17 protein-coding genes and 1 tRNA gene are annotated in these 21,017 nt (G+C 62.7%); 5 read left to right on the top strand and 13 right to left on the bottom strand.

Annotation, left to right across the window (positions count from 1 at the left end):
• The first annotated feature begins 20 nt into the window (after positions 1-20).
• The 3 genes from FHY50_RS06635 to FHY50_RS06625 all read left to right on the top strand — a co-directional run bounded on the left by FHY50_RS06635 (position 21) and on the right by FHY50_RS06625 (position 3,164).
• Positions 21-1,529 carry a YifB family Mg chelatase-like AAA ATPase gene (locus FHY50_RS06635; protein WP_140231073.1) on the top strand — a complete coding sequence of 503 codons (1,509 nt, stop codon included), beginning with the start codon at positions 21-23 and terminating at the stop codon, positions 1,527-1,529.
• 202 nt (positions 1,530-1,731) lie between these two features.
• On the top strand, positions 1,732-3,018 hold the full coding sequence (locus FHY50_RS06630) for a site-specific integrase (protein ID WP_140047707.1): 1,287 nt from the start codon (positions 1,732-1,734) through the stop codon (positions 3,016-3,018).
• A 61-nt stretch (positions 3,019-3,079) separates the two neighbouring features.
• Positions 3,080-3,164, top strand: a tRNA-Leu gene (locus FHY50_RS06625).
• Positions 3,165-3,658: 494 nt separating this feature from the next.
• Here the strand turns inward: FHY50_RS06625 and FHY50_RS06620 are convergent.
• The 3 genes from FHY50_RS06620 to FHY50_RS06610 all read right to left on the bottom strand — a co-directional run bounded on the left by FHY50_RS06620 (position 3,659) and on the right by FHY50_RS06610 (position 6,587).
• Positions 3,659-4,363, bottom strand: a complete 705-nt coding sequence (locus FHY50_RS06620) for an immunity protein Imm33 domain-containing protein (protein WP_140047706.1) — start codon at positions 4,361-4,363, stop codon at positions 3,659-3,661.
• Positions 4,364-4,494: 131 nt separating this feature from the next.
• Complete coding sequence (locus FHY50_RS06615) at positions 4,495-5,148, bottom strand: hypothetical protein (RefSeq protein WP_140047705.1); 654 nt, start codon at positions 5,146-5,148, stop codon at positions 4,495-4,497.
• A gap of 317 nt (positions 5,149-5,465) precedes the next feature.
• Positions 5,466-6,587 carry an aldo/keto reductase gene (locus FHY50_RS06610; protein ID WP_140047704.1) on the bottom strand — a complete coding sequence of 374 codons (1,122 nt, stop codon included), beginning with the start codon at positions 6,585-6,587 and terminating at the stop codon, positions 5,466-5,468.
• Positions 6,588-6,681: 94 nt separating this feature from the next.
• Between FHY50_RS06610 and FHY50_RS06605 the strand changes: the two genes are divergently transcribed.
• Complete coding sequence (locus tag FHY50_RS06605) at positions 6,682-7,572, top strand: LysR family transcriptional regulator (protein ID WP_140047703.1); 891 nt, start codon at positions 6,682-6,684, stop codon at positions 7,570-7,572.
• Between the two features lie 179 nt (positions 7,573-7,751).
• Here the strand turns inward: FHY50_RS06605 and FHY50_RS06600 are convergent, their stop codons facing one another.
• Together FHY50_RS06600 and FHY50_RS06595 are read right to left on the bottom strand one after the other, a co-directional pair.
• Positions 7,752-8,057: a hypothetical protein gene (locus FHY50_RS06600; RefSeq protein ID WP_140047702.1), complete on the bottom strand. Its 306-nt coding sequence runs from the start codon at positions 8,055-8,057 to the stop codon at positions 7,752-7,754.
• Between the two features lie 109 nt (positions 8,058-8,166).
• A complete protein-coding gene (locus FHY50_RS06595; protein WP_140047701.1) occupies positions 8,167-8,367 on the bottom strand; it encodes a hypothetical protein in 201 nt (66 codons plus the stop codon).
• 215 nt (positions 8,368-8,582) lie between these two features.
• On the opposite strand from FHY50_RS06595, the gene FHY50_RS06590 reads away from it, so the two are divergent.
• Positions 8,583-11,192 carry a sensor domain-containing phosphodiesterase gene (locus tag FHY50_RS06590; protein ID WP_140047700.1) on the top strand — a complete coding sequence of 870 codons (2,610 nt, stop codon included), beginning with the start codon at positions 8,583-8,585 and terminating at the stop codon, positions 11,190-11,192.
• Between the two features lie 529 nt (positions 11,193-11,721).
• Here FHY50_RS06590 and FHY50_RS14205 read toward each other — a convergent pair.
• The 8 genes from FHY50_RS14205 to FHY50_RS06560 form a co-directional block, all read right to left on the bottom strand.
• Positions 11,722-11,880: a hypothetical protein gene (locus FHY50_RS14205; protein WP_166745393.1), complete on the bottom strand. Its 159-nt coding sequence runs from the start codon at positions 11,878-11,880 to the stop codon at positions 11,722-11,724.
• Positions 11,881-12,233: 353 nt separating this feature from the next.
• Complete coding sequence (locus tag FHY50_RS06585) at positions 12,234-12,614, bottom strand: hypothetical protein (RefSeq protein ID WP_208402902.1); 381 nt, start codon at positions 12,612-12,614, stop codon at positions 12,234-12,236.
• A 474-nt stretch (positions 12,615-13,088) separates the two neighbouring features.
• Positions 13,089-14,363 carry a cation:proton antiporter gene (locus FHY50_RS06580; RefSeq protein ID WP_140047699.1) on the bottom strand — a complete coding sequence of 425 codons (1,275 nt, stop codon included), beginning with the start codon at positions 14,361-14,363 and terminating at the stop codon, positions 13,089-13,091.
• A gap of 219 nt (positions 14,364-14,582) precedes the next feature.
• Positions 14,583-14,897, bottom strand: a complete 315-nt coding sequence (locus FHY50_RS14525; protein ID WP_337250290.1) for an endonuclease/exonuclease/phosphatase family protein — start codon at positions 14,895-14,897, stop codon at positions 14,583-14,585.
• Positions 14,898-15,104: 207 nt separating this feature from the next.
• Positions 15,105-15,254: a hypothetical protein gene (locus tag FHY50_RS06575; protein ID WP_166745392.1), complete on the bottom strand. Its 150-nt coding sequence runs from the start codon at positions 15,252-15,254 to the stop codon at positions 15,105-15,107.
• 175 nt (positions 15,255-15,429) lie between these two features.
• Positions 15,430-16,794 carry an efflux transporter outer membrane subunit gene (locus tag FHY50_RS06570; protein ID WP_140047697.1) on the bottom strand — a complete coding sequence of 455 codons (1,365 nt, stop codon included), beginning with the start codon at positions 16,792-16,794 and terminating at the stop codon, positions 15,430-15,432.
• Positions 16,794-19,901 carry an efflux RND transporter permease subunit gene (locus FHY50_RS06565; protein ID WP_218975204.1) on the bottom strand — a complete coding sequence of 1,036 codons (3,108 nt, stop codon included), beginning with the start codon at positions 19,899-19,901 and terminating at the stop codon, positions 16,794-16,796. The genes FHY50_RS06570 and FHY50_RS06565 overlap by 1 nt, the downstream gene beginning before the upstream one ends.
• The gene (locus FHY50_RS06560) at positions 19,898-20,977 is read right to left on the bottom strand and encodes an efflux RND transporter periplasmic adaptor subunit (protein ID WP_140047696.1); all 1,080 of its coding nucleotides are present in this window, start codon (positions 20,975-20,977) and stop codon (positions 19,898-19,900) included. The genes FHY50_RS06565 and FHY50_RS06560 overlap by 4 nt, the downstream gene beginning before the upstream one ends.
• Positions 20,978-21,017 lie beyond the last annotated feature (40 nt).

Here is a 21,017-nt window from a genome sequence, read left to right as displayed (position 1 = left end):
GGGGCAACAAGGGGCAATCGATGGTCGCGATCGTATCGACGGTGGCCTATCTCGGCCTGGAGGCGCGCGCCGTCGAGGTGCAGGTGCAGGTGACGCCGGGCGTCCCCGCGTTCAACCTTGTCGGCCTGCCCGACAAGGCTGTCGGCGAAAGCCGCGAACGGGTGCGCGGTGCGATTGCCGCGATCGGCCTGTCCTTTCCGCCCAAGCGCGTGACCGTCAATCTCTCGCCGGCCGATCTGCCCAAGGAAGGGTCGCATTTCGACCTGCCGATCGCGCTCGGGCTGCTCGGCGCGATGGGCGTGCTCGATGCCGAGACGCTGGCCGACTATGTCTGCGTCGGAGAGCTGGGGCTCGACGGACGCATCGCGGCATCGCCCGGCGTCCTGCTTGCCGCGCTCCATGCCTCGGAGATCGGCAAGGGGCTGGTATGCCCCGCCGTCCAGGGTTCCGAAGCTGCATGGGCGGGGTCGGTCGAAGTCGTCGCCGCCGGCGACCTGATCGGGCTGCTCAACCATCTCCGCGGGCTGCAATTGCTGCCCGCCGCGACGCCTGGCGAGGCCGAAGAGCGTGTCGCCGGTCCCGACCTTGCGCAGGTCAAGGGTCAGGAAACCGCCAAGCGCGCGCTCGAGATCGCGGCAGCCGGCGGCCATAACCTGCTGATGATAGGTCCGCCGGGCGCGGGCAAGTCGCTGATGGCGTCGTGCCTTCCCGGCATCCTCCCGCCGCTCGACGCGGCCGAGGCGCTCGAAGTTTCGATGGTCGGATCGGTTGCGGGAACGCTCAACGGAGGGCGGCTGACTCGCAATCGGCCCTATCGCGCACCGCATCATTCCGCGTCGATGGCGGCGCTGGTCGGCGGCGGGCTCAAGGTGCGGCCGGGCGAGGTCAGCCTCGCGCATCTCGGCGTGCTGTTCCTCGACGAGCTGCCCGAATTCCAGCGCGCGGTGCTCGATTCGCTGCGTCAGCCGCTCGAGACCGGCACGGTCAGCGTGGCGCGCGCCAATGCCCATGTTACCTTTCCTGCCAATGTCCAGCTGATCGCCGCGATGAACCCGTGCCGCTGCGGGCATCTCGGCGATCCGGCGCTGGCCTGCGCGCGCGCCCCGCGCTGTGCCGCGGACTATCAGGCCAAGGTTTCGGGCCCGCTGCTCGACCGCATCGACCTTCATGTCGAGGTGTCGGCGGTGACCGCCGCCGATCTCGTGCTGCCGCCGCCTGCGGAAGGCTCGGCCGAGGTCGCGGCCCGGGTCGCACAGGCGCGGGCGATCCAGCGGTCGCGTTATGCCGATGCGGGTGCGCGGACCAATGCCGAAGCCGACGGCCCGCTGCTCGACGATCATGCCGCACCCGACGAGCCGGGCAGGGCTCTGCTCGCGCAGGCATCGGCGGCGATGCGGCTGTCGGCGCGCGGCTATACCCGGGTGCTGCGCGTCGCGCGCACGATCGCGGACCTTGCCGGCAGCGACGCGGTCGGGCGCGTGCACGTCGCCGAAGCGCTCAGCTATCGCCGCCGCGCACCGGTCAGCTGAAACGGGCCTTTACGAACCGCGCATCGCTGTACCATGCGCGCGCTTTCCGCTGCGGGCGTGGTGGAATTGGTAGACGCGCCGGACTCAAAATCGCGTTTAGCCTAAAAAACTAAGGCAAAAACCGAGTAAAATCAATGGTCTAAGCAAGGTCGAGACCTCCAAAAAGACTTACACATGTCTTACACATTTTGGAGTTCTCGAAATGCCGATCGAAAGCCATCTGCTGATGGATGGAGCGCTTCACGTCTATTGGCGTGAGAACAGCCGCTTCTGGCAATGCTCGACATACCTTGGCAGCCACAATCATCGGCAGACGACGAAGGAAGTTAACCTCGCCGCTGCCAAGGACTTTGCCCGCGACTGGTACATGGAGCGGTGCGTAGAGGATCGCCAACGCCGTCGCGGTGGCGCTCCTTCGCTGGACGGCCCCGTCCAGCTTTCCGTCGCCGGTCCCGGCGCGCCGCCCGACGGTCGGCGTCGGCGAACGCTAACTGGTCCTAGCTTCGCTGATGCCGCCGACGCGTTCACGCGCGAATTCGAGGTTATCACGCTTGGCGAGCGCAACGCCGAATACGTGAAGCAGAAGTCAGACCACGTCCGTGTCCACCTCCTGCCGTTTTTCGGCAAGATTCCGCTGGGGGACATCAACGCCGGCACGGTCCAAGAATATCGGGTCCACCGCCAAACGTCCCGGGTGGACCCGAAAACTGGGATGCCGAAGAAGCCAGCGCGGACAACGCTGCACGGCGAGGTCGTTACCCTGCGCCAAGTCTTAAAGACCGCCAATCGTAAGGGTTGGATCGACGCGCTGCCTGACATGTCCGCACCCTACAAGACCTCGGGGAAGGTCAAGCATCGGGCGTGGTTCTCGCCCGAGGAATACAAGATTCTTTACGAGGCGACACGCGAGCGGGCGAAGAATCCGCCCAAGCCGCGATGGCGGGAGGTCTGCGAAAATTTCCACGACTACGTCCTGATCATGGGCAACACCGGGCTAAGGCCCAACGAGTCGGCGCGCCTGGAGTTGCGGGACGTGAAGATCGTGGAGGACAAAGGGACGGGCGAGCGCATTCTCGAGATCGAGGTACGCGGCAAGCGCGGTGTCGGGTTTTGTAAGTCGATGCCGGGTGCGATCCTGCCCTTCGAGCGCATTCGCAAGCGCAAGCAGCTCAAACCGACCGATCGTATATTCGGAAAGACGCCGCGCGACCTGATGAATAATGTGCTCGACGAGCTAAACCTGAAGTTCGACCGCGATGACCATGTCCGCACCTGCTACAGCCTGCGGCACACTTACATCTGCCTTCGGCTGCTCGAAGGTGCCGACATCTATCGGGTCGCCAAGAACCACCGCACCAGCGTCGAGATGATCGAGAAATTCTACGGGCGGCACCTGAAAAACAATATCGACGCGTCGGCCGTCAACGTCCGCAAAGCGCGGCCGAAGCCGATCGCCGTGAAAAGGAAGGCAACACGGCAAGCTGCGTAGCGGCTGTCCGACCGCCTTTGGCGTTGCGTCGAAAGCTCGCCGCGCTATAGGCAATCACGTCGCGGGCGTGGTGGAACTGGTAGACGCGCTGGATTCAAAATCCAGTTCCGAGAGGAGTGTGGGTTCGATTCCCACCGCCCGCACCAACCTTTTCAGCAGGATCCGACAAGCCCGCCGCGCGGGGGGCAGGAGCCCGCGCTTTAGCGGATCGCATGAGCACGCACGTCCCGCGATCTGCTCCCGCGAAATGACAAGCGAACGCATTGTCATGCTGGCACTTGGCATCCCAACCGGGATGCGGTCATCGCGAAGAACGCAACGGTGAAGCGACGCAGTCCATTCATGATAGACGCCGTAGCGATTATCAATCGTCCGCTCGACGTGTGCCCCTTCAAATCTGAAAGCCGTCGCCATAAATCGAGATTTCGCTAACGGGTGAATGACCAGTGGTGGGGCGTTAGGCGCCTGTCAGCTTTCAGGCCAAGGGCTGGACGTTAGCGGCCGGTCCGCTTTCCAGCCAAAAACAGCCGGTCGGCTTTCAGGCTTCCACGCGCTAGGCGAGCGACTGAACGTCGCGATCTGGGTGGATATGAGACTGGCAGCTTTAGGGAGCGTTGGGCGCGATAGCGGGCACAGCCGTTTAACCCTCGTCGTTATATGTGTTGGTGGCGAAATTCCGCATAAAACGAGAGCCGACCGGGGCATCGATCAGGCTTAACCAGCTATCGTCTTGATTGAGCACCGCACCGACAGCAACATATTGCGGCTTACGCGCATCCAATTCTTCGTCAGTAGCTTCACCCATTCTTCCACGGATGCGCCATCCGCTGTCTGAGTGTTTATCGCCTTCCTTATGAATGTCGGGCTCTTCTCGATAAATATATTCAACAGGTTCCGACCCGTTGAGAACACACTCGTCTACGAGGCAACGCTGCCAATATTCTCGGTATTGGTTGGGCGGCGGAGCGATCTCCGGGTGGGCCCACCGAATTGACAGTATGTGGTGCCGCTGGAAGTGGATTACGTCGCCCGCCTTGAGCGAAGATGTCTTCTCGAACGGTTGATTATCGAGAACGCCAACGTGATCAGTACCTTTGACCTCTTTCACAATGACCCACATGCGCTCTACTGGCCATTCTTCAGTCTCGTGATTATACTCGAAAGTTAGCTTGACTAGATCACCCGTTCCAACAGCCGCAATCTCGACAGGACTTGGAAGAAAAAGGTGTAGCGAGCATTTGCTGCAATAGGGCGAGGGTCGCGCACGGTATATGTCAGAGCCGTCATCCCCGTACGATAACGGGCAAACTCTCGCGCACAAGCGACTGCTTTCAGGTGCGCGCATTCGGCGCGCTAACGGCGAGAAATAGGGCGATTACTGACTGTCAGCGCTTGGAAGTGTCAGCAGCGGTCCGGATGATCGCGCATGTGCGGCGACTCGCTGTGTTTTCGGAAGCGCTGCAAGCTGTTCCCGCGTTATTCGCCGGTCGGGCAGTGGGTCAGATGCCCGCTTAACAGCCGGCGCCAAGCATTGGCGCCGTGGTGGACGTGATGAAGGCGCAAGGTAAAGTCCCGGTATTCAGCGTGATTTGGGGTGCCCCATTCGACAGTCAAAATATGACCGCGTCGGGCATCCAGCCAGATTGGGCCTCCCGTAAATGCTGCGGACGTGCCGGTGGCTCGATAACGCAAGGCCGGCTGTCCGTTGTGCTGCTCCGCGGCGACGAAATTCAGAGTTACGCTGCCGAGATTCCGCAGAATCGGGGGACCGCCATTCCACGCCAACGGTAACGAAAACTGAATCGGCTGCCGATTTGGCACGTGCCCCACGAGCGCAGCGTTCAGACTTGCCAAGTCAAAGTCATAAAGATGCCATGGCCTCCCTAGGGGCAACGCCATGGTTTCGTTTAACGGCCCCGCGTCTGTCGCCATGTGCAGCCGCAGCGACCCATTTTTCACCTGGGTTAGATCACCAAACACCTTTCGCTCTGCATTTGGCAGCAGGCGTCCAGCGCTGAGACTAACGGCATAGCCGATTTCTGGGTCCATAGTTGCGGTGACGTATGCAGCACTGCTGCAGCGGGCGCGCGTCTTAACGACCTCGACGAGTGTCGGAGAGGAAAAGCGCATCAGAACCCGCTCCTGTTCGCTGCCGTCACGATTGGAGCGTACGTAATCGTAAACTGGCGGGGTCCGCCCATTGATCGAGGCGCACCCCGCGAGGAACTCGACTGATACCAGAATAACGAAACGGTGCATTATCCGAGTGATACACGTCTCGCCGCCATGACGCTAGAGCGACTGACGCGAGCGTTTGCAGCGCGATGTCCGCTAGGCAAGCATTGGTCGCTCAAACCCGACCGACCGCTCCCGGCCCAATAGCGGACTATCCGGTTGTCGAAATCGATCGGGCCAAAGCGGACTAAAACTTCCGCTTCCTAGCGCTGTCATGCTCCATTTTCCGCAGGTCGAGCGATCACGTTGGCTCCTCCAAATACCATTTGATTGCGCGCCGACGGGCGGAAGAGTTCATAGAGGAACCTGCCGCCTTCACCGCTGGCGGAACCGAGAGCTGCTTGCGCTTCCGCAGGCAATGACAGGTTCAGTGCCCCGACATTGTCGGTTACCTGGTCCGCCCGGCTTACTCCCATCAACGTTGATACGACTTCGGGGCGTCCGGCGACCCATGCGAGCGCCACACGTGCAGGTGTCTCGCCCATGTCCGCGGCAACTTTCGTCAGTGTGTCGACAATGCGCCAATTCCGATCGGTGAACAGTTGGTCCCCAAAGGGATTGTCGCCATCGAGACGCTTGTCGTCAGCGGGCCTGTCACCGGCCGCCCCTCCGTTGTTGGGCACACCGCCGGTGCGCGACGGGCCGGCTTCGACGGTCGCGCGATCATACTTGCCGGTGAGCAGGCCATAGGCAAGCGGGCTCCATGGTACGAAGCCCATGCCGAATTCCCGCGCCAAGGGCACGTGCTCGTCCTCCACCCCGCGTTCGACGAGCGAATAGAAATACTGCAGCCCAATCGGAGCGGGCAGGCCATGAACGCGCGCCAGGGTGGCGAGCTGCGCGACGAACCAGGCCGGGCTATTCGACACACCCCAATAGCGGATCTTGCCCTTGGCGACGAGACCGCTCATCGTCTGCAACAGTTCCAAAGCCGGGGTGATGCCATCCCAGATGTGGATCCAGTAGAGATCAATGTAGTCGGTCTGCATCCGCGTGAGCGAGCGATCCACCGCAGCTTCGATATGACGTCTGCCCTGACCACCTTCGTGAGGACCATTTCCGGTGTTGAAACCGGATTTGGTCGCCAAGACCACCCGCTCACGCAGCGCAGGATCGGCGACGAACTTGCCGACCATCTCCTCTGATGCGCCGCCGGAATAGACATCGGCCGTATCGATGAAATTGCCGCCCAGTTCGACATAACGATCGAAGACCGACCTGCTCTCCGCCTCGTCCATGCCCCAGCGCGGGGTTCCGAAGGTCATCGTCCCGAGCGCTAGAGGGCTGACGAGCAGTCCGGACGATCCGAGCGGGCGAAGGGTCGCGAGGTTCATAGCGTTTCTCCGAATGTTCGAGAAAGATGTGGAGCGAGCGACATCGATTGATTAGGGCGTGAATGCCGCATGGGTTACTGAAGGATATTCACGAATGGATCGTGACGTATGGTCAGGGCTCGCGGTGTTCGCCGAAATCGTCGAGGCAGGAAGCTTCGCCGCAGCGGCCAAACGACTGGGCATATCCTCTTCTGCCCTGAGTCACGCGATGCGAAGTCTCGAGGCGCGCCTCAATGTCCGGCTGCTCAACAGAACCACTCGTTCGCTCGCTCCGACCGATGCCGGGCAGATCCTGCTCGCTAGGTTGCAGCCCGCACTGAGCTCAGTCGCGGATATCCTTGGAGAACTGGACAGCGTCCGTAGCAAGCCGATCGGGCGCGTCCGTGTCAACGCCCACAAACCTGCCGCCTCCTATCTGATCCTGCCGCGACTTCCGAAGTTCTCGCGCGACCATCCGGAAGTTTCGATCGACCTCACCGTGGACGACGGGATGGTGGATATCGTCGCAGAGCGCTTCGACTGCGGAGTGAGGCACGACAAAGCACTGCAGGCGGACATGATTTCCGCGCGGATCAGTGGGCCGCTCGAACTCGTGTTCGTCGCTTCGCCTGCCTACCTCGATCTGAACGGACGTCCTGGAAATCCGGAGGCTCTTGGTAGCCATCGCTGCATCAGCTATCGACACGCGACGTCGGGCGTGATCCACCGCTGGGAATTCGCGTACGGCGGCGAGCGCACGAACCAGGCGGTACCAACCAGCTTCGTTACCAACGACATAGACATCATGCGTGATGCCGCGCTGCGAGGGCTCGGGATTTGTTGCCTACTGGTGGATCAAGCCGCGGTGCATCTTCGGTCTGGCGATCTGGTGGAGGTAATGTCCGGCTGGGCACCGGCTCTCCCCCCATGCCACATCTATTATCCCACCAAACGGCAGCCTACTGCCGCCTTTCAGGCTTTCCTGGCTGCGATGCGGGAATTTTGATCATTTTCACATGCTGATCAGCCATGTGCGTGACCGCCAGTTCTGGGCCGATAGTGGACCGACAACCCTTAGATGCTAGGAACGATAAGCAGACCGTCATTCACGCGGGTCTCAAGCTGCTAGGGCCCGCAAGTTGTCGTTTAGGGTTATCGACAATTCCTCGAAAACCGGCCGCCTGCTTATCTCGGACGATCAGCACGATCTGGCAACTCGATACTAAGGCTGGCCGCAATATCGCTGAGGAGGGTATGCGCCTGCTGCGCGGTGATTGCCGGTAGATCGGTTTCCTGTGCCAGTTCGTCGTTGACCTCCGAAGCCGTGCCGATGATTTCGACCGCATCTTCGCCGCTGATGAGCGAGCGCGCGACTAGCCCGTGGATCAGGCTTTCGATGAGCAAGATCGCAGCATGCCCGTCGGCATCCCGTATAAGGGCAGGTTTTGGTGGGTGGCCAACTCCATCGTCGTGTTCGGTTTGATTTGTCACAGCACGCTCCACAGACAGGCGAGAGCGCGTCGCATCTCTCAGCCGCCGGAGCCTGTACGAATGGCCGACGATCGCTCTGGGATAGTAGATCCACACCAGTACGCCATCATCAAAACCAACTTTGGACTATAACATTGAACAATATCACTTTTAAGTGCGCGTGAGATAGTTGAGCATAATTAATCGCCTCATCGCAAAGCTTGAACGTTTCGTTCATCTCACCAGCGATGATGTCGAGGCGCTGGCGGCCGCCACCGCCCGCCACAGGACGATCGGACCGCGTGTTGATTTGATCCGCGAGGGCGATCAACCCTGACCCGTATTCGTAATGCTCGAGGGTTGGGCCTGCCGTTGCAAGCTACTGCCCAATGGAACACATCAAATCTTTTGAGAACGCCTTCGATTATTATCAGAAGTTATCAACCTCTCCCCGACTGTTACACAATTAACTTGGAATAATAACAGATGTTGATCTTTCTTTTGCAAAGGTCACTAATCTAAACATATGATAATCACCAGGAATTAGTGATTCCGCTGGTACTGACTGCTGCTCTGGCGGTGCATCGTAACGCACCTTTTCATTGGGCGTCGACGATGACAAAGCAATCGGCAGAGCTGGCGCGACTTCAGGCACTCGACAGCTACAGGATCCTCGACACGCCTGCGGAAGCGAGCTTCGACGAGATCACGCGTCTTGCTTCACTTCTCCTCTCGGCGCCAAGCTCCGCGATCAGCCTCGTCGACGCAGACCGCCAATGGTTCAAGGCGCGCGTCGGCATCCCGATGACGCAAACACCTCGTAGCCATGCGCTGTGTTCACAGGCCGTCGCGGCGGCGTCCTTCTTGGAGGTTTCGGACGCTTCGCTTGATCAACGGTTCGCGAGCAGTCCGCTAGTCAACCGCGAGGGCGGTATCCGGTTCTACGCGGGCGCACCATTGATCGTGCCCTCGGGCCACTGGCTCGGGACATTATGCGTGTTTGACACCGTGGCGCGCGAGCCGCTCCGTGCCGAACAGCGCCTTGCGTTGCAGGACCTGGCGAACCTCGCCGTCGATCGGATGGAAAGTCGCAAGGCTCGGCTTCAATCCGAGATCGCCGCGAGCGTTGTTGCCGCCACGTCCGACGCCATCTTAGCCGTAGGATGGGATGGCCTGATCTCCTTTTGGAATCCTGCGTCGGAACGCATGTTCGGCTACGACGCTGCTCGGGCACTGGGTTCCACGCTCGACCTCATCCTCCCCGAGCAGCTGACGAACACCCATTATCGCGGCTTAAGGCTGGCGCGAGCGGGAGGTGAAACGTCGCTGGTCGGCACGACGATGGAGCTCTCTGCACGTCGGGCAACTGGCGAGGAGTTTCCGATCGAGCTGTCGCTCGCGCGGTGGCATGGTGACGGCGAGCGGGACGGCGGCGGCTTCGCCGCGATCGTGCGCGACATATCGGCACGCAGGGCGCTCGAGAGCGACCGGGCGAATGCCCGGCTTTTCCTCGACTCCATTGTCGCCCACCTGCCAGCAATGCTCTTCGTCAAGGACAGCGTCACCGGCAGGTACCTGCTGTTCAACAAAGCCGGGGAGTCGATCGTGGGCCTACCGGAGGCCGCGGTGATCGGTCGCACCGACGAGGAGCTGTTCCCCGATGTAGGCGCGGAATACCGCGAGCGCGACAGGAGCGTGTTACGGTCCACGGGTGTGGAAACTTATGAAAGTGAGTTCACCCGCACAGACGGATGCGCGATCACCCTGCGGACCAAGCGCATCGTCGTCACCGCGCCCGACGACCGCAAATATATACTAGGGCTGAGTGACGATGTAACCGAACTTCGACGAAGCGAGCGGCACGTCCTTCATCTCGCTCACCATGACTCGCTTACCGGATTACTTAATCGGGCAAGCCTTGTCGAACGGATGGACCAGCTGACGAGATCGGGCGAGGAATTCGTCGTCCTTACGATTGATCTCGATCGCTTCAAGGCAGTGAACGATCAGTTCGGCCATCCCATCGGCGATCGACTTCTCGTTGAGGCGGGAATCCGGCTTCTACGCTTTGCATCAGACCGCGACATAGTTGCCCGGGTCGGCGGCGATGAATTTGTCATCGTCGCCGTCGGAGCTTGCGAACGTGCGACCACGCTGGCCGATCTCGTGATCGCAGCGCTCAGCGAGCCCTACTCCATCGGCCGTTTCGTCGCCTATGCGGGCGCCAGCATCGGCGTGGTGGTGGCGCCGAGAGACGGCCAGACCGTCGAGACCCTCCGACAGGCGGCCGATCTCGCGCTGTACCGAGCCAAAGCGAGTCGACGGGGGGGCGTTTGCTTCTTCAGCAGCGAACTCGATGACGAGGCGAGCGAGCGTCGGATGCTCGAAGGCGACCTCCGCGAGGCGATCGAAGGAGGAGAGATCGAAGTCGCCTACCAGCCGGTCGTCTCGAGCGTGACCGGGCAAGTGACGAGCTTCGAAGCACTTGCTCGATGGACGCATCCCCAGCGCGGCCCGATCAGTCCGGCTCGCTTCATCGGCATCGCTGAGGAGAGCGGCATGATTGGGTTGCTCGGCACTGGCTTGCTTTTGCGAGCATGCCGGGCGGCCGCGGCGTGGCCATCTGACATCAAGGTCGCCGTCAATCTGTCACCATTACAGTTCGAAAGCAGCGGGCTAGTCAAAACCGTGAAAGCGGCGTTGGCCCTTTCTGGACTTCCGCCTCAACGCCTCCAACTCGAAGTTACCGAAGGGCTGCTGATCCGAAATGTCGATCATACGTTTGCCATTCTCACCGAACTGCGAAACCTCGGCGTGCAGATCCTCCTCGATGACTTTGGCGTCGGCTTCTCGTCGCTCAGCTATTTCGAGCGCTTCCCCTTCGACAAGGTCAAGATCGATCAATCATTCGTCGCCAAAATAGCGACGTCGCCGGCGGCACGCGCTATTATCCAAGCAGTCGTCGGGCTAGGTCGCACCCTGAACATGGGCGTGGTAGCCGAGGGGGTCGAAACTCCGGAACAGATGCAGGCGCTTGTCGAACTTGGCTGTACACACCTCCAGGGTTTTTTATTCAGCGAGCCACAGGCGGAAAGCGCGTTCCGGCACATCCTGCGACCCGATCGCGACGAGGCCGGCGTAATCGCATCCCTGTAGCCATCCTCGGCTCGTCGCGGCGATCAAGCCGACAGGCCAATGGTTAAGCTGGCGCGGCTTGATCAATTGTTATTATTTCAAGTCGGCAGTCTTGCGCCTTGGAGCTGGCTGGCCAAGCGCATCGATCAACGAAGCGGGCGCATCACAAACATGTCCACGACGGACTTCTGGTAGCTATCTCGCCGCACGGTACGACATGTCGGTCGCGCTCGCTTCTCATTCGAGCGGTGTCGCCCCACGGCAGCTTTCAGGGTCTCCTGTCGATGGATCGAACGGCTGACATTGGGGCGCAATGCCGTCCGAATTTCGCGGGCGAACGCGCTTTCGCCCCAACGATTTGCACTGATATTTATGCGCCAGTAGCTGCGTGAGACCGATAATTGGTGCCCCTGCGGGCGAGCCCGCACCACGCTCTATTCCGCAACCCACTGCGTGGCCTCGCTCCACCGAGCCGCCTGCGGCATCACGGACTGTCGGTGACGATCGCTGGGTGCAGAGGGAAGGGCGGCCGAAAAATGAGCGGGATGGTTTAAGGACGCGCGGCCGCTGCTTCATCCTCGCGCCCGCCGTGATCTCCGGCCAGGAGCCGGACCTGCTGACCGATCTCGTCATACTCAAGAGATTCATCAACGTGGTCGACGCGGCCGATGTGGGTCTTAGCGGAAATCGGCAATCCGCGTTCGATCACCGTGCGACCCCGTCGGGCCGCTCCATTACACGTCGGTGCGCGCACGATTAGTTCACCGCGGTGGCAACGTGACACTCAGGACTGCCTCCGCTCCAGGGCCAGCGTTGCTAGCGGTATACTCTGGGCCGGGGCACTCTCAGATCGTTGTCTTACTCGCGACGCACGACGATCCGCGCCGCGACGTTGACTTGAGCACGCTCCCCGTGGAGCTTCAGCACGGCGAGGGCTTCGGCAAGGCGATCATCGGCCGCCACACCTTTCACCGCGAGCGCGGCGAAGCGCTGGCGAGGCTCGGCAAACTGACGCGTAGCTCCAAAACAAGAAATAAATCGCCTAGTGGCGGGCGCTCGCGGCTACAGCCCGCCGGAAAATTCGAACACGAAGTGATAATCCTCGCGCTTCGTTGGCTGCGTGCCTGCCATGCGATCTGGCGTGACCGAGACCAACGTCAGCATACCGTCGGCCACCCGCATCGGCTCGCCAAGCATCAGGTCCATCGTTCGCGTTTTAAGTCCCGTGACCACCGCCGCTCGCACGACGACCCGTCCGGCCCAGACGCAGCGCGCGTTCATCGGACAGCGGCTGTCTTCGACTACCCGCAAGGGGTGGACGCGTGGGCCGTCAACATAGGCGGTCTGGCCGATTCCTACCGGACCTTCGACCGCGGGTCGCTCCTGCGTCGTGACGCAGCCGCTGAGCAGAGTAGCGGCGAGCAGGGCAACGGTCGATTTCATCTAGACCCACTGCTGCATCGACGATGACGCGGCAATGAACCGCCAACCGATTTCGGGTCTCTTGCGGCTGCAGAGCGGTCGGGCAGTTCGCGCCGTAATCCCGGTCGTTCGCGGATTTGCCCTCTGATCCTGAAAGCCGGCGTTCGTTCACTCATCAGAAATCGAAAGGACGGGTAGAGAGCTGCCTGTCCGCTTTTGGGCAGCCAGATGGCGTAAGCGGACGTTTATTCATGAAGCTAGCAACGGCAGCTAAGCGCCCTACAATCAGACGTTCGAGCTTCTAGAAAATGCCCCCAAAAGCGGTCGCAAAATCGCGCGCATTTGTGTCGCGACGCATGGTCGATCGGCGACCGCGATTAAGCCGGGTCAATCGATGACCTGTTCGCCTCGGAAGGTGGCGTGCCAGTGACGTCGCAGTCAACGCCCAAACGACTGGCTGGCATTAACCGATACCGGATGCCCACAAAGCTTGGCCTATTGCCCGTTCGGCTCACGATCCTTGGAGAGGCGGGCGATGAGTTGCCCGACGCTGCCGCCCTGTATGACTACCGAGAACAGCACCACTACGTAGGTGACGGCCAGGATGACGTTTCGGGCCGGTCCATCGGGCAACGAGAGGGCCAGGGCGACCGATATCCCGCCCCTCAGCCCGCCCCAGATCAGGGTCGGCAGCGCGAGGCGACCCATGTTCAGCCGCGATCGAAGCACCGCGAGCGGCGTGCCGACCGCAAGCGCCCGGGCGATCAGCACCAGCGGGACCGCAAGCGCACCGGTCAGGAGGATGCGTGGGTCGGGAACGATCGCGATCACTTCCAGCCCGATCAGCAGGAACAGCACCGCGTTAAGCAGTTCGTCGATCAATTCCCAGAACTTGAGCATGTAATCGCGGGTCATGTCGCTCATGGCGAGCTGCACGCCGGCATTGCCGATCAGCAGGCCCGCGACCGCCATGGCGACGGGGCCGCTGACGTGAAGGAATTGCGCCAGACTGTAACCGCCCATGACAACGGCAAGGCTGATCATGAGCTCCACCGTATATTCGTCAATCGACTTCATCGCCTTGAACCCGAGCCAGCCGACCGCGAGCCCGAGTAGCGCCCCACCGCCCGCCTCCACGAAGAACGCCTTCGCGGCGTGTCCGATCGTGAACGGCTCGGTGCCGAGCGCCGCGGCCAGAAGGATCGAGAAGACGACCACGCCGACTCCGTCGTTGAACAGACTCTCGCCCGCCACCGTCGCCTGGAGCGTGGGCGGCACCGCGGCCCGCTTCAGCACACCCATGACGGCGACGGGGTCGGTCGGGCTGATCAGCGCGCCGAACACGAAGCACCAGAGCGGCGGTACGCCAAGCCCAAGCGCCGACGACAGCAGGAGGAAGCCGCCACCGATGATCAGCGTCGACAGGATCACGCCGACCGTGCTCAGCACCATGATCGCCAGGCGTCCGCGTCGCATCTCCGTCCAGTCGACATGGAGCGCGCCTGCGAACAGCAAGAACGACAGCATGCCGTCCATGAGCGTCGTGTGAAAATCGATGTCGGAGACGAACGCCGACACCTGTTCGGCGAGCGTGCTGGCGGGCAGCAGCCGATCGAGGCCGACGACAGCGAGCGACGCGACCGCGCCCATGACGGTCAACCCGACCGACGAGGGCAGGCGAAGAAAACGATGGTTTAGGTAGCCAAGCACGGCCGCGAGCGCGATAAGAATGGCGGCGGCATCGAACGCGCTTAGTGAAGGGCTGATCATCTCGGTAACTTAGGCCCAACCGGTCCCTCGCGCCATCAAAGGAGTTGCGATGTTCTACTTCGTCCTTGACGATATGTGGCGCACCGGCGTCGTGGGGCTGTGCGTCGATGCGGCGCTGGTCTCAGTGTTATGAAGATTAGCGCGCGGACGCTATCTAAAATGCCCATCTTCGACTTGAGTGACGGTTGCGTTAGGGAGCTCCGGTTTCCTTCTAACGGGTCATGGCGCGCGCGGCGTGGCGGGCTGCCGGGGTGAGCTTGTCGGGGTCGGCATTCTCGAGCGCCGCGCCCCGGGCGTAAGACAGAGTTCGGCAGCCAGCGGGCGATGGTCGGAGCCGGCGTCTTCCGGTATGCGCAGAGAGCGAAACGTGAAGCCGGGCGAAACGAACATCTGATCGAGCGGCCAGCCGACCACGCCGAAATCGGCTGGAAAGCTCGGATAGGCGCCCCGGCCGGTGCGGGGATCCAGGAAGCCACCGACCTGCTTGAACAATCGGGTGGTGCGCGACCAGGCAACGTCGTTGAAATCGCCTATCGCCTATCGCCATCGCCGGAACGGTGTCGTCCGCGATCCGAAGCGCTGCTCGCTCGATCTTGCGGTCGCGTAGATCGGTATCCTGCCCGGGCACCGGCGGCCGCGGATGCAGGCCGACATAGTCGAAGGCCTGCCCGTCGCGCGTGGTCATCCGGGCATAGACGGTTGGTGTATCCAAGTCCGTCACGTTCTCGGTATGCGCCGCCGTTACGGGCAGCTTGCTTGCGAAGACCAAGCCGCGATGATCCCGGCGACCAGCATCAACGCGATTGCGGGTAGCCCTGAGCGCCAGGCGATCCATTGCGCGCCGATACCGATCACGCCCACCAGCGCGATGACGATGGCGAGGTGATTCATTGCACTCCAGGGGTTGGACTGCGGTGCCGTTCCCCGCAGCCCAAACATCCGTCATTGGTCGTGCGGCTGTCAACCGCACCGACCCCGCAGGTCTCTGTCCAACGTTCGCAGGGCGTGGCGGCGGCGATGGCGCGGCCAGATTAACCGTGTGGCCTTTGCCCTCTGATCGTCGATGTCAGCTTTCGGTGGTTGCGCCCACCGCCGCGTAAAGGTCGATAATGGCGAAGGCGATCTGCGCGTCGCTGTCGATCAACGACTGGCGGCTGCCGATAAGCTGGCGTTGGGCGTCGAGAACGTCGAACAGCGATGTCAGGCCTTCGCGATAGAGCGCGTTGGACTGGTTGAAGGCCGATTCGCTCTGCTCGATCGCATCACGCAGACTGGCCGAGCGGCCCGAGAAACTGTCGATCCCCACCAGCGCGTTTTCGACTTCGCGCAGCGCATCTAGCAGCGTCTGGCGATAATCGGCGAATCGCGCATCGGCTTCGGCACGCGCTACAGCGATCTCGGCACGGCGGCGGCCGCCATCGAATAGCGGCACGTCGAGGATCGCGCCGACGGTGCCCAGCACGCGATCGATCAAACCCAACCCGAACGTATCGCCAATCGACAGCCGCCCCGACAGCGCAAGCGCAGGGAGCAGGTCTGCCTGCTCGACCCCGACATTGGCAGCGGCCTCGGCAAGATTGGCCTCAGCAACCAGCAGATCGGGCCGCCGGCGCAGCAGATCGGCGGGCACGCCGGCGGGTGGCCCACCGGCGAAGGTTGGGATCGACGGTTCGGCAGCGGCGGGTGGGAGCGGTTGAGGCACTTCACCCGACAGCACCGACAAGGCGCGTGCGGCCTGCGAACGCTGGAGCAGCAGGATGCCACGCTGCGCCTCGGTCTGCGCCAGATCGGCGGCGGCGCGGCGGACATCAAGATTGGCCGACAGGCCCGCGCCGAAGCGGAGTTCGACGATGCGCAGCGTCTGCTGCTGCAGGTCGGTCGATTCCTCAAGCAGTGTCAGCTGCGCTTCGGATCGGCGCAGATCGACATATTGCTGCACCGTCGCTGCGGCCACCAGCCGCCGCGCATCTACGAGAAGATAGGCCGAAGCTTTCGCGCGCGCGGCGGCAGCTTCGATCTCGCGCGACAGGCGACCGTTCAGATCGGGATTGAACAACACCCCTGTCCCGCCTGCCGGACGAACCGATAGTCGATCCGTAATGCCGCCAATGCCATCGACCCCGACATCGCCGTCGATTGACGGCAGCCGATCCGATCGCTCGGCCAGCACCGCCGCGCGCGCGCCGCGCAACCGGTCACGCGCCGCCGCGATCGTCAGATTGCCACTCAGCGCGCGCTCGACGATCGCGTCCAGGCGCGGATCGCCGAACCCCTTCCACCAAAGCGCGTCGGCTTGGGCGTCGGCGGGGAGCCGATTGTCTGTAAGGTACGCTGGCGGCAGTGCCGCGCGATCAACTACCGGCGTGCGGTCGCGCGGCGCGGCGCAGGCGGCGAGCAGGGCGGATGCCGCGATAGCGATAGCTGCGCGCATCAGGTAGCGGTCGCAGGTGTCGGATCGCCATCGGCGGCTTCGTCGAGCTCGCGATTGAGGCGGGTCAGGTCGGCTTTGCGCGGCTTGCCCCAACCCGCGATCACGACATACAGCACGGGAGTCAGGAAGAGGGTGAACACGCCGGCCAGCCCAAGGCCGCCGAAGATTACCCAGCCGATCGAGGTTCGCGCTTCTGCCCCTGCGCCGGTAGCAATTATAAGCGGCACCGCGCCGATGACGGTGGAGATCAGCGTCATCATGATCGGTCGCAGGCGAAGCGTGGCGGCTTCCTCGGCTGCCTCGCGCACCGACTTGCCCTCGAGCCGCAACTGGTCGGCGAACTCGACGATCAAAATGCCGTTCTTCGCCATCAACCCGATCAGCATTACCAGCCCGATCTGCGAATAGATGTTGAGCGAAGTCCCAGACAGGAACAGGGCCAACACCGCCGCGGCGAGCGCGAAGGGCACGGTCAGCAAGATCACCAAGGCGCTGGTAAGGCTTTCGAACTGTGCCACCAGCACGAGAAAGACGATGACCAGCGCAAAACCATAGGTCAGCAGCAGCGCGTTCGAAGTTTCCGCGAGCGTCTCGGCTTCGCCCTGCAGAATTAGATCGGCTTCCTGATTGCCGGTTTCGTCGGCCAGGCGGCGGATTTCGGTAACGGCGTCTGCGATCGTGCCGCTGGTGATGTCGGCGGTGACTTCGATCGCGCGGCGCTGCGCGACCCGGTCGAGCTGCGCGGCAACGCCTTCCTCCTCGATCGTCACGATCGTCGACAGCGGGGTCAGCCCGCCGGCGGTGGTGCGGACATACAGGTTGTTCAGATCGGACGGATTGGTGATCGCGGTCGTCTCCGACGTCAGCAGGATCGGCAGCGCCTGATCCCCCAAATTCAGGTCGACGACTTCATCACCCCCCACCATCGCGCGCAGCGTTACCGAGAGTTGATCGAGATCGACCCCCAGTTCGGCGGCACGGCGGCGATCAACTTGCAATGCGATCTGCGGCTGGGTCGGGCGGTACGAGATGTCGGCGTTCGCCAGCATGTCCGATCGCGTGTCGATCGCCTCGCCCAGCGCGCGGGCGCGGCGGTAGATTTCTTCATAGTCGGTGCCGGTCAACGCCACCTCGATCTGGTCGCTTCCGCCGCCGCCAATGTCGAGCGTGCCACGCCCGCGCGGGCTCACCCGCGATCCCGGAATGCGTTCGAGCGGCGCGCGTAAGCTGTCGACCAGTTCGCTCTGGCTTTGATCGCGGTCGCCCCAGTCAGCGAGCTGGGCGGTGACCTGGATACGGTTGGGATCATATCGGCCGACGATCGAGAAGGTTGACTGGATCACCCCCGATCGCTCAAGCGGCTCTAGAACGCGCTCGATCGCATCGAGCTGGCCGTCCATATAGGCGATGCCCACGCCGTCCGGCCCGCCGGCATAGACTTCGAGCACGCCGCGATCGCCCTCGGGCACCACTTCGTTGCGCAGCGTCGGGTACAGCAAGCCCGCCGCCGCCGCCGCGCCGACTGCGATTAGGATCACCAATATCGGCCGGGCGAGCGACCAGCGTACCATGCGGCCATAGCGATCGTTGAGTGACCCGCCCAAGCGCGCGAGCCGACCGTCGCTCGAGTCATTGGTCGAAAGGTTCATTTTCGCAGCCAGCGCAGGCACCAGTGACAGCGCGACGAATGACGAGATCAACACCGCCAACGCCAGCACGAAGCCGAATTCGCGGAACAGCCGCCCCGCATCCGATGGCAAGAACGAGATCGGCACGAATACCGAAATCAACACCGCGGTCGTTGCGATCACCGCGAAGAACACTTGGCGGGTGCCGAGCACCGCCGCCGCCTTGCGCCCAAGCCCTTCATTCTGCAGCCGCTGGGCGTTTTCGAGCACCACGATGGCATCGTCGACGATCAACCCGGTGGCGAGCACCAAGGCGAGCAAGGTCAGCAAGTTGATCGAGAATCCCGCCAGCCAGATGCCGCCGAGCACACCGATTAGCGCGATCGGGATCGTCGTCGCGGGGATTAGCGTCGCCTTGAACGACCGGAAGAACAGCAGGATCGTCGCGATAACCACCACCACGGTGAACAACAGCGTGATCAGCACTTCCTCCACCGACACACGGATGAAATCAGCATCGTCCGAAATGACCGCGACCGTGATATCGGGAAAGCGCTCGCTCACGCGTTCGACCGCCGCCTGGACTTCGTTCGATATCTCGATCGTGTTCGATCCCGCCTGTCGGATCACCCCCAGGCCGATAATCGGCACCCCGTCGAGCCGGACGAAGCTGGTCGCATCGGCGGGGGCCAGGAAGACCTCGGCGACGTCGCCAACGCGCGTAGTGCCCCGTACGGTGACATCGCGCACCAGTTCGGGGGTGGCGGCAGTCGCCTGCGCGCGCACCAGCAGTTCCTGCGTTTCAGAACGGAGGCTGCCAGCCGGCACATCATAGGGTGCGCGTTGCAGTGCGGTTGCGACATCGCCAACAGTCAGACCGAAGCGATTGAGCCGCACCGGATCGATCGCCACACGCATCTGCTGCACGCGTGCGCCGAACTGGCTGATGCTGGCGACGCCTTGCGCGCTCAACAATTCGGGCAGGATATCGTTGTCGATGATCGTGGTGAGCGCGGCTTCGTCGTAACGGCGGCTCGACACCGCAAGTTGCAGGATCGAGCGCGCGTCCTCGTCTGCCTTGACGACGCGGACCTGCTCGACGCGATCAGGCAGGTCGTTGGTGACGCGGCTTACCGCCTCGCGGACGTCCGACGCCGCGGTATCGAGGTCAACGCCGGGGGAGAATTCGACGCGGACCCGGCTGTTATTTTCCTCGCTCGACGAACGGATGCGGCGCACGCCGGTGACGCGCGCGGCGGCGTCCTCGAGCACACTGGTAACTTCGGCGTCGATCGTCTGTGGCGCAGCGCCGGGGAAGGTGGCGTTGACCGAGACGACCGGGCGATCGACGTTGGGAAGCTCGCGGATTTCGACGCCGAACAGCGCCGCCAGCCCCGCGATCACAATCAGCAGGTTGAGCACTGCGATCAGCAGCGGTCGCTTGACCGCCAGCATCGGAAGGTCGTTGCGCTGCTTCACTGCGCTTCCCCCGAAGCCCGGACCACCGCACGTTGCGCCGGCTGTGACGGCCGGGCAACAAGTTCGACGCGCTGGCCCTCGCGCACCTTCTGCACGCCTTCGACGATGATCCGGTCGCCCTGCCGCAGCGTGCCAGTGAACAGCACCAGCCCGTCGCGCCGGGCGGCGATCGTCATCGGCACCCGGCGGGCGACGCCATCCCGCACTGTCCAAAGATAGGATCCGTCGCCACCCCACACGACCGCGCTTTCGGGCACCGCCAGGCGAGTCCGCCCGGGCGATGCGAAGTTGGCGCGAAAGCTCATGCCGGGCCGATACGCGTCGTCGCGATTGGGAATTACGGTGCGGACGGTGAAGCTGCGGGTATCGGCGACGATCGAGCTGTCGACCGCCTCGACCCTCGCGTCGATCGTGCGACCGGGATCCGAATAGGGGACCAGCGTCACCACCGCGCCGGGACGCAGGCGCCCGAACAACGCCTCGGGCGCAGGAAAATCGACGAACAGACGCGTACGATCGTCGATGGTGGCGATCAGCGTCGTCGGCGTCACGCGATCGCCGCGATCGATCTGGGGTATCCCCATATGGCCTGAAAAGGGCGCGCGGACGGTGCGGTCGGCGAGCGCAACCTTGGCCTGTTCAAGCTCGATCTGCGCCGATTGCAACGCGGTCACCCCCGCCTCGATCTGGCTGGCCGACAGCGCGCCGGTATCCTCGATCCTGCGATAGCGACCGAGCAACTGATCGGCCTCGGCGACCGCGACGCCGGCCAAGCGCACCGCGAGCTGTTCGCGCCGGTCATCGAGCTGCACCAGCGGGGCACCGCTTCTCACATAATCGCCCGCGGTGAAACGCACAGCGGTGACGAGCCCCGATGCTTCGGGAAACAAGTCGGCGGCAGTCGCCGCGCGCGCGGTGCCGATCGCCTCTACCTTGGCCTGCTCGGCGACCATTTGCACCGCTTGGGCGACCACGCGGATGGGGACGGTTTCGGATGTCGCTGGTTCATCGGATCCGCACGCACTCAACGCCACGCAGGCAGAAAGGATGGCAATTCTCGGCAACAGCTTGGTCATAGGGCCACCATAGCGGCCGATATACTCAGACCAACCTTGG

The sequence above is a fragment of the Sphingomonas japonica genome (assembly GCF_006346325.1).
GTDB classification, from domain to species: Bacteria; Pseudomonadota; Alphaproteobacteria; order Sphingomonadales; family Sphingomonadaceae; genus Sphingomonas; species Sphingomonas japonica.
The sequence above is the reverse complement of the archived record's forward strand: the minus strand, read 5'-3'. Positions and strand labels throughout refer to the sequence as shown.

What these genes read in the sequence shown, in the direction of transcription:
- FHY50_RS06575 (WP_166745392.1), bottom strand. Translation starts at nt 15,254, where the DNA reads ATGAATCACCTCGCCATCGTCATCGCGCTGGTGGGCGTGATCGGTATC.
- FHY50_RS06605 (WP_140047703.1), top strand. Translation starts at nt 6,682, where the DNA reads ATGGATCGTGACGTATGGTCAGGGCTCGCGGTGTTCGCCGAAATCGTC.
- FHY50_RS06610 (WP_140047704.1), bottom strand. Translation starts at nt 6,587, where the DNA reads ATGAACCTCGCGACCCTTCGCCCGCTCGGATCGTCCGGACTGCTCGTC.
- FHY50_RS06620 (WP_140047706.1), bottom strand. Translation starts at nt 4,363, where the DNA reads ATGCGCGCACCTGAAAGCAGTCGCTTGTGCGCGAGAGTTTGCCCGTTA.
- FHY50_RS06580 (WP_140047699.1), bottom strand. Translation starts at nt 14,363, where the DNA reads ATGATCAGCCCTTCACTAAGCGCGTTCGATGCCGCCGCCATTCTTATC.
- FHY50_RS06585 (WP_208402902.1), bottom strand. Translation starts at nt 12,614, where the DNA reads ATGAAATCGACCGTTGCCCTGCTCGCCGCTACTCTGCTCAGCGGCTGC.
- FHY50_RS06615 (WP_140047705.1), bottom strand. Translation starts at nt 5,148, where the DNA reads ATGCGCTTTTCCTCTCCGACACTCGTCGAGGTCGTTAAGACGCGCGCC.
- FHY50_RS06635 (WP_140231073.1), top strand. Translation starts at nt 21, where the DNA reads ATGGTCGCGATCGTATCGACGGTGGCCTATCTCGGCCTGGAGGCGCGC.
- FHY50_RS06560 (WP_140047696.1), bottom strand. Translation starts at nt 20,977, where the DNA reads ATGACCAAGCTGTTGCCGAGAATTGCCATCCTTTCTGCCTGCGTGGCG.
- FHY50_RS06570 (WP_140047697.1), bottom strand. Translation starts at nt 16,794, where the DNA reads ATGCGCGCAGCTATCGCTATCGCGGCATCCGCCCTGCTCGCCGCCTGC.
- FHY50_RS06630 (WP_140047707.1), top strand. Translation starts at nt 1,732, where the DNA reads ATGCCGATCGAAAGCCATCTGCTGATGGATGGAGCGCTTCACGTCTAT.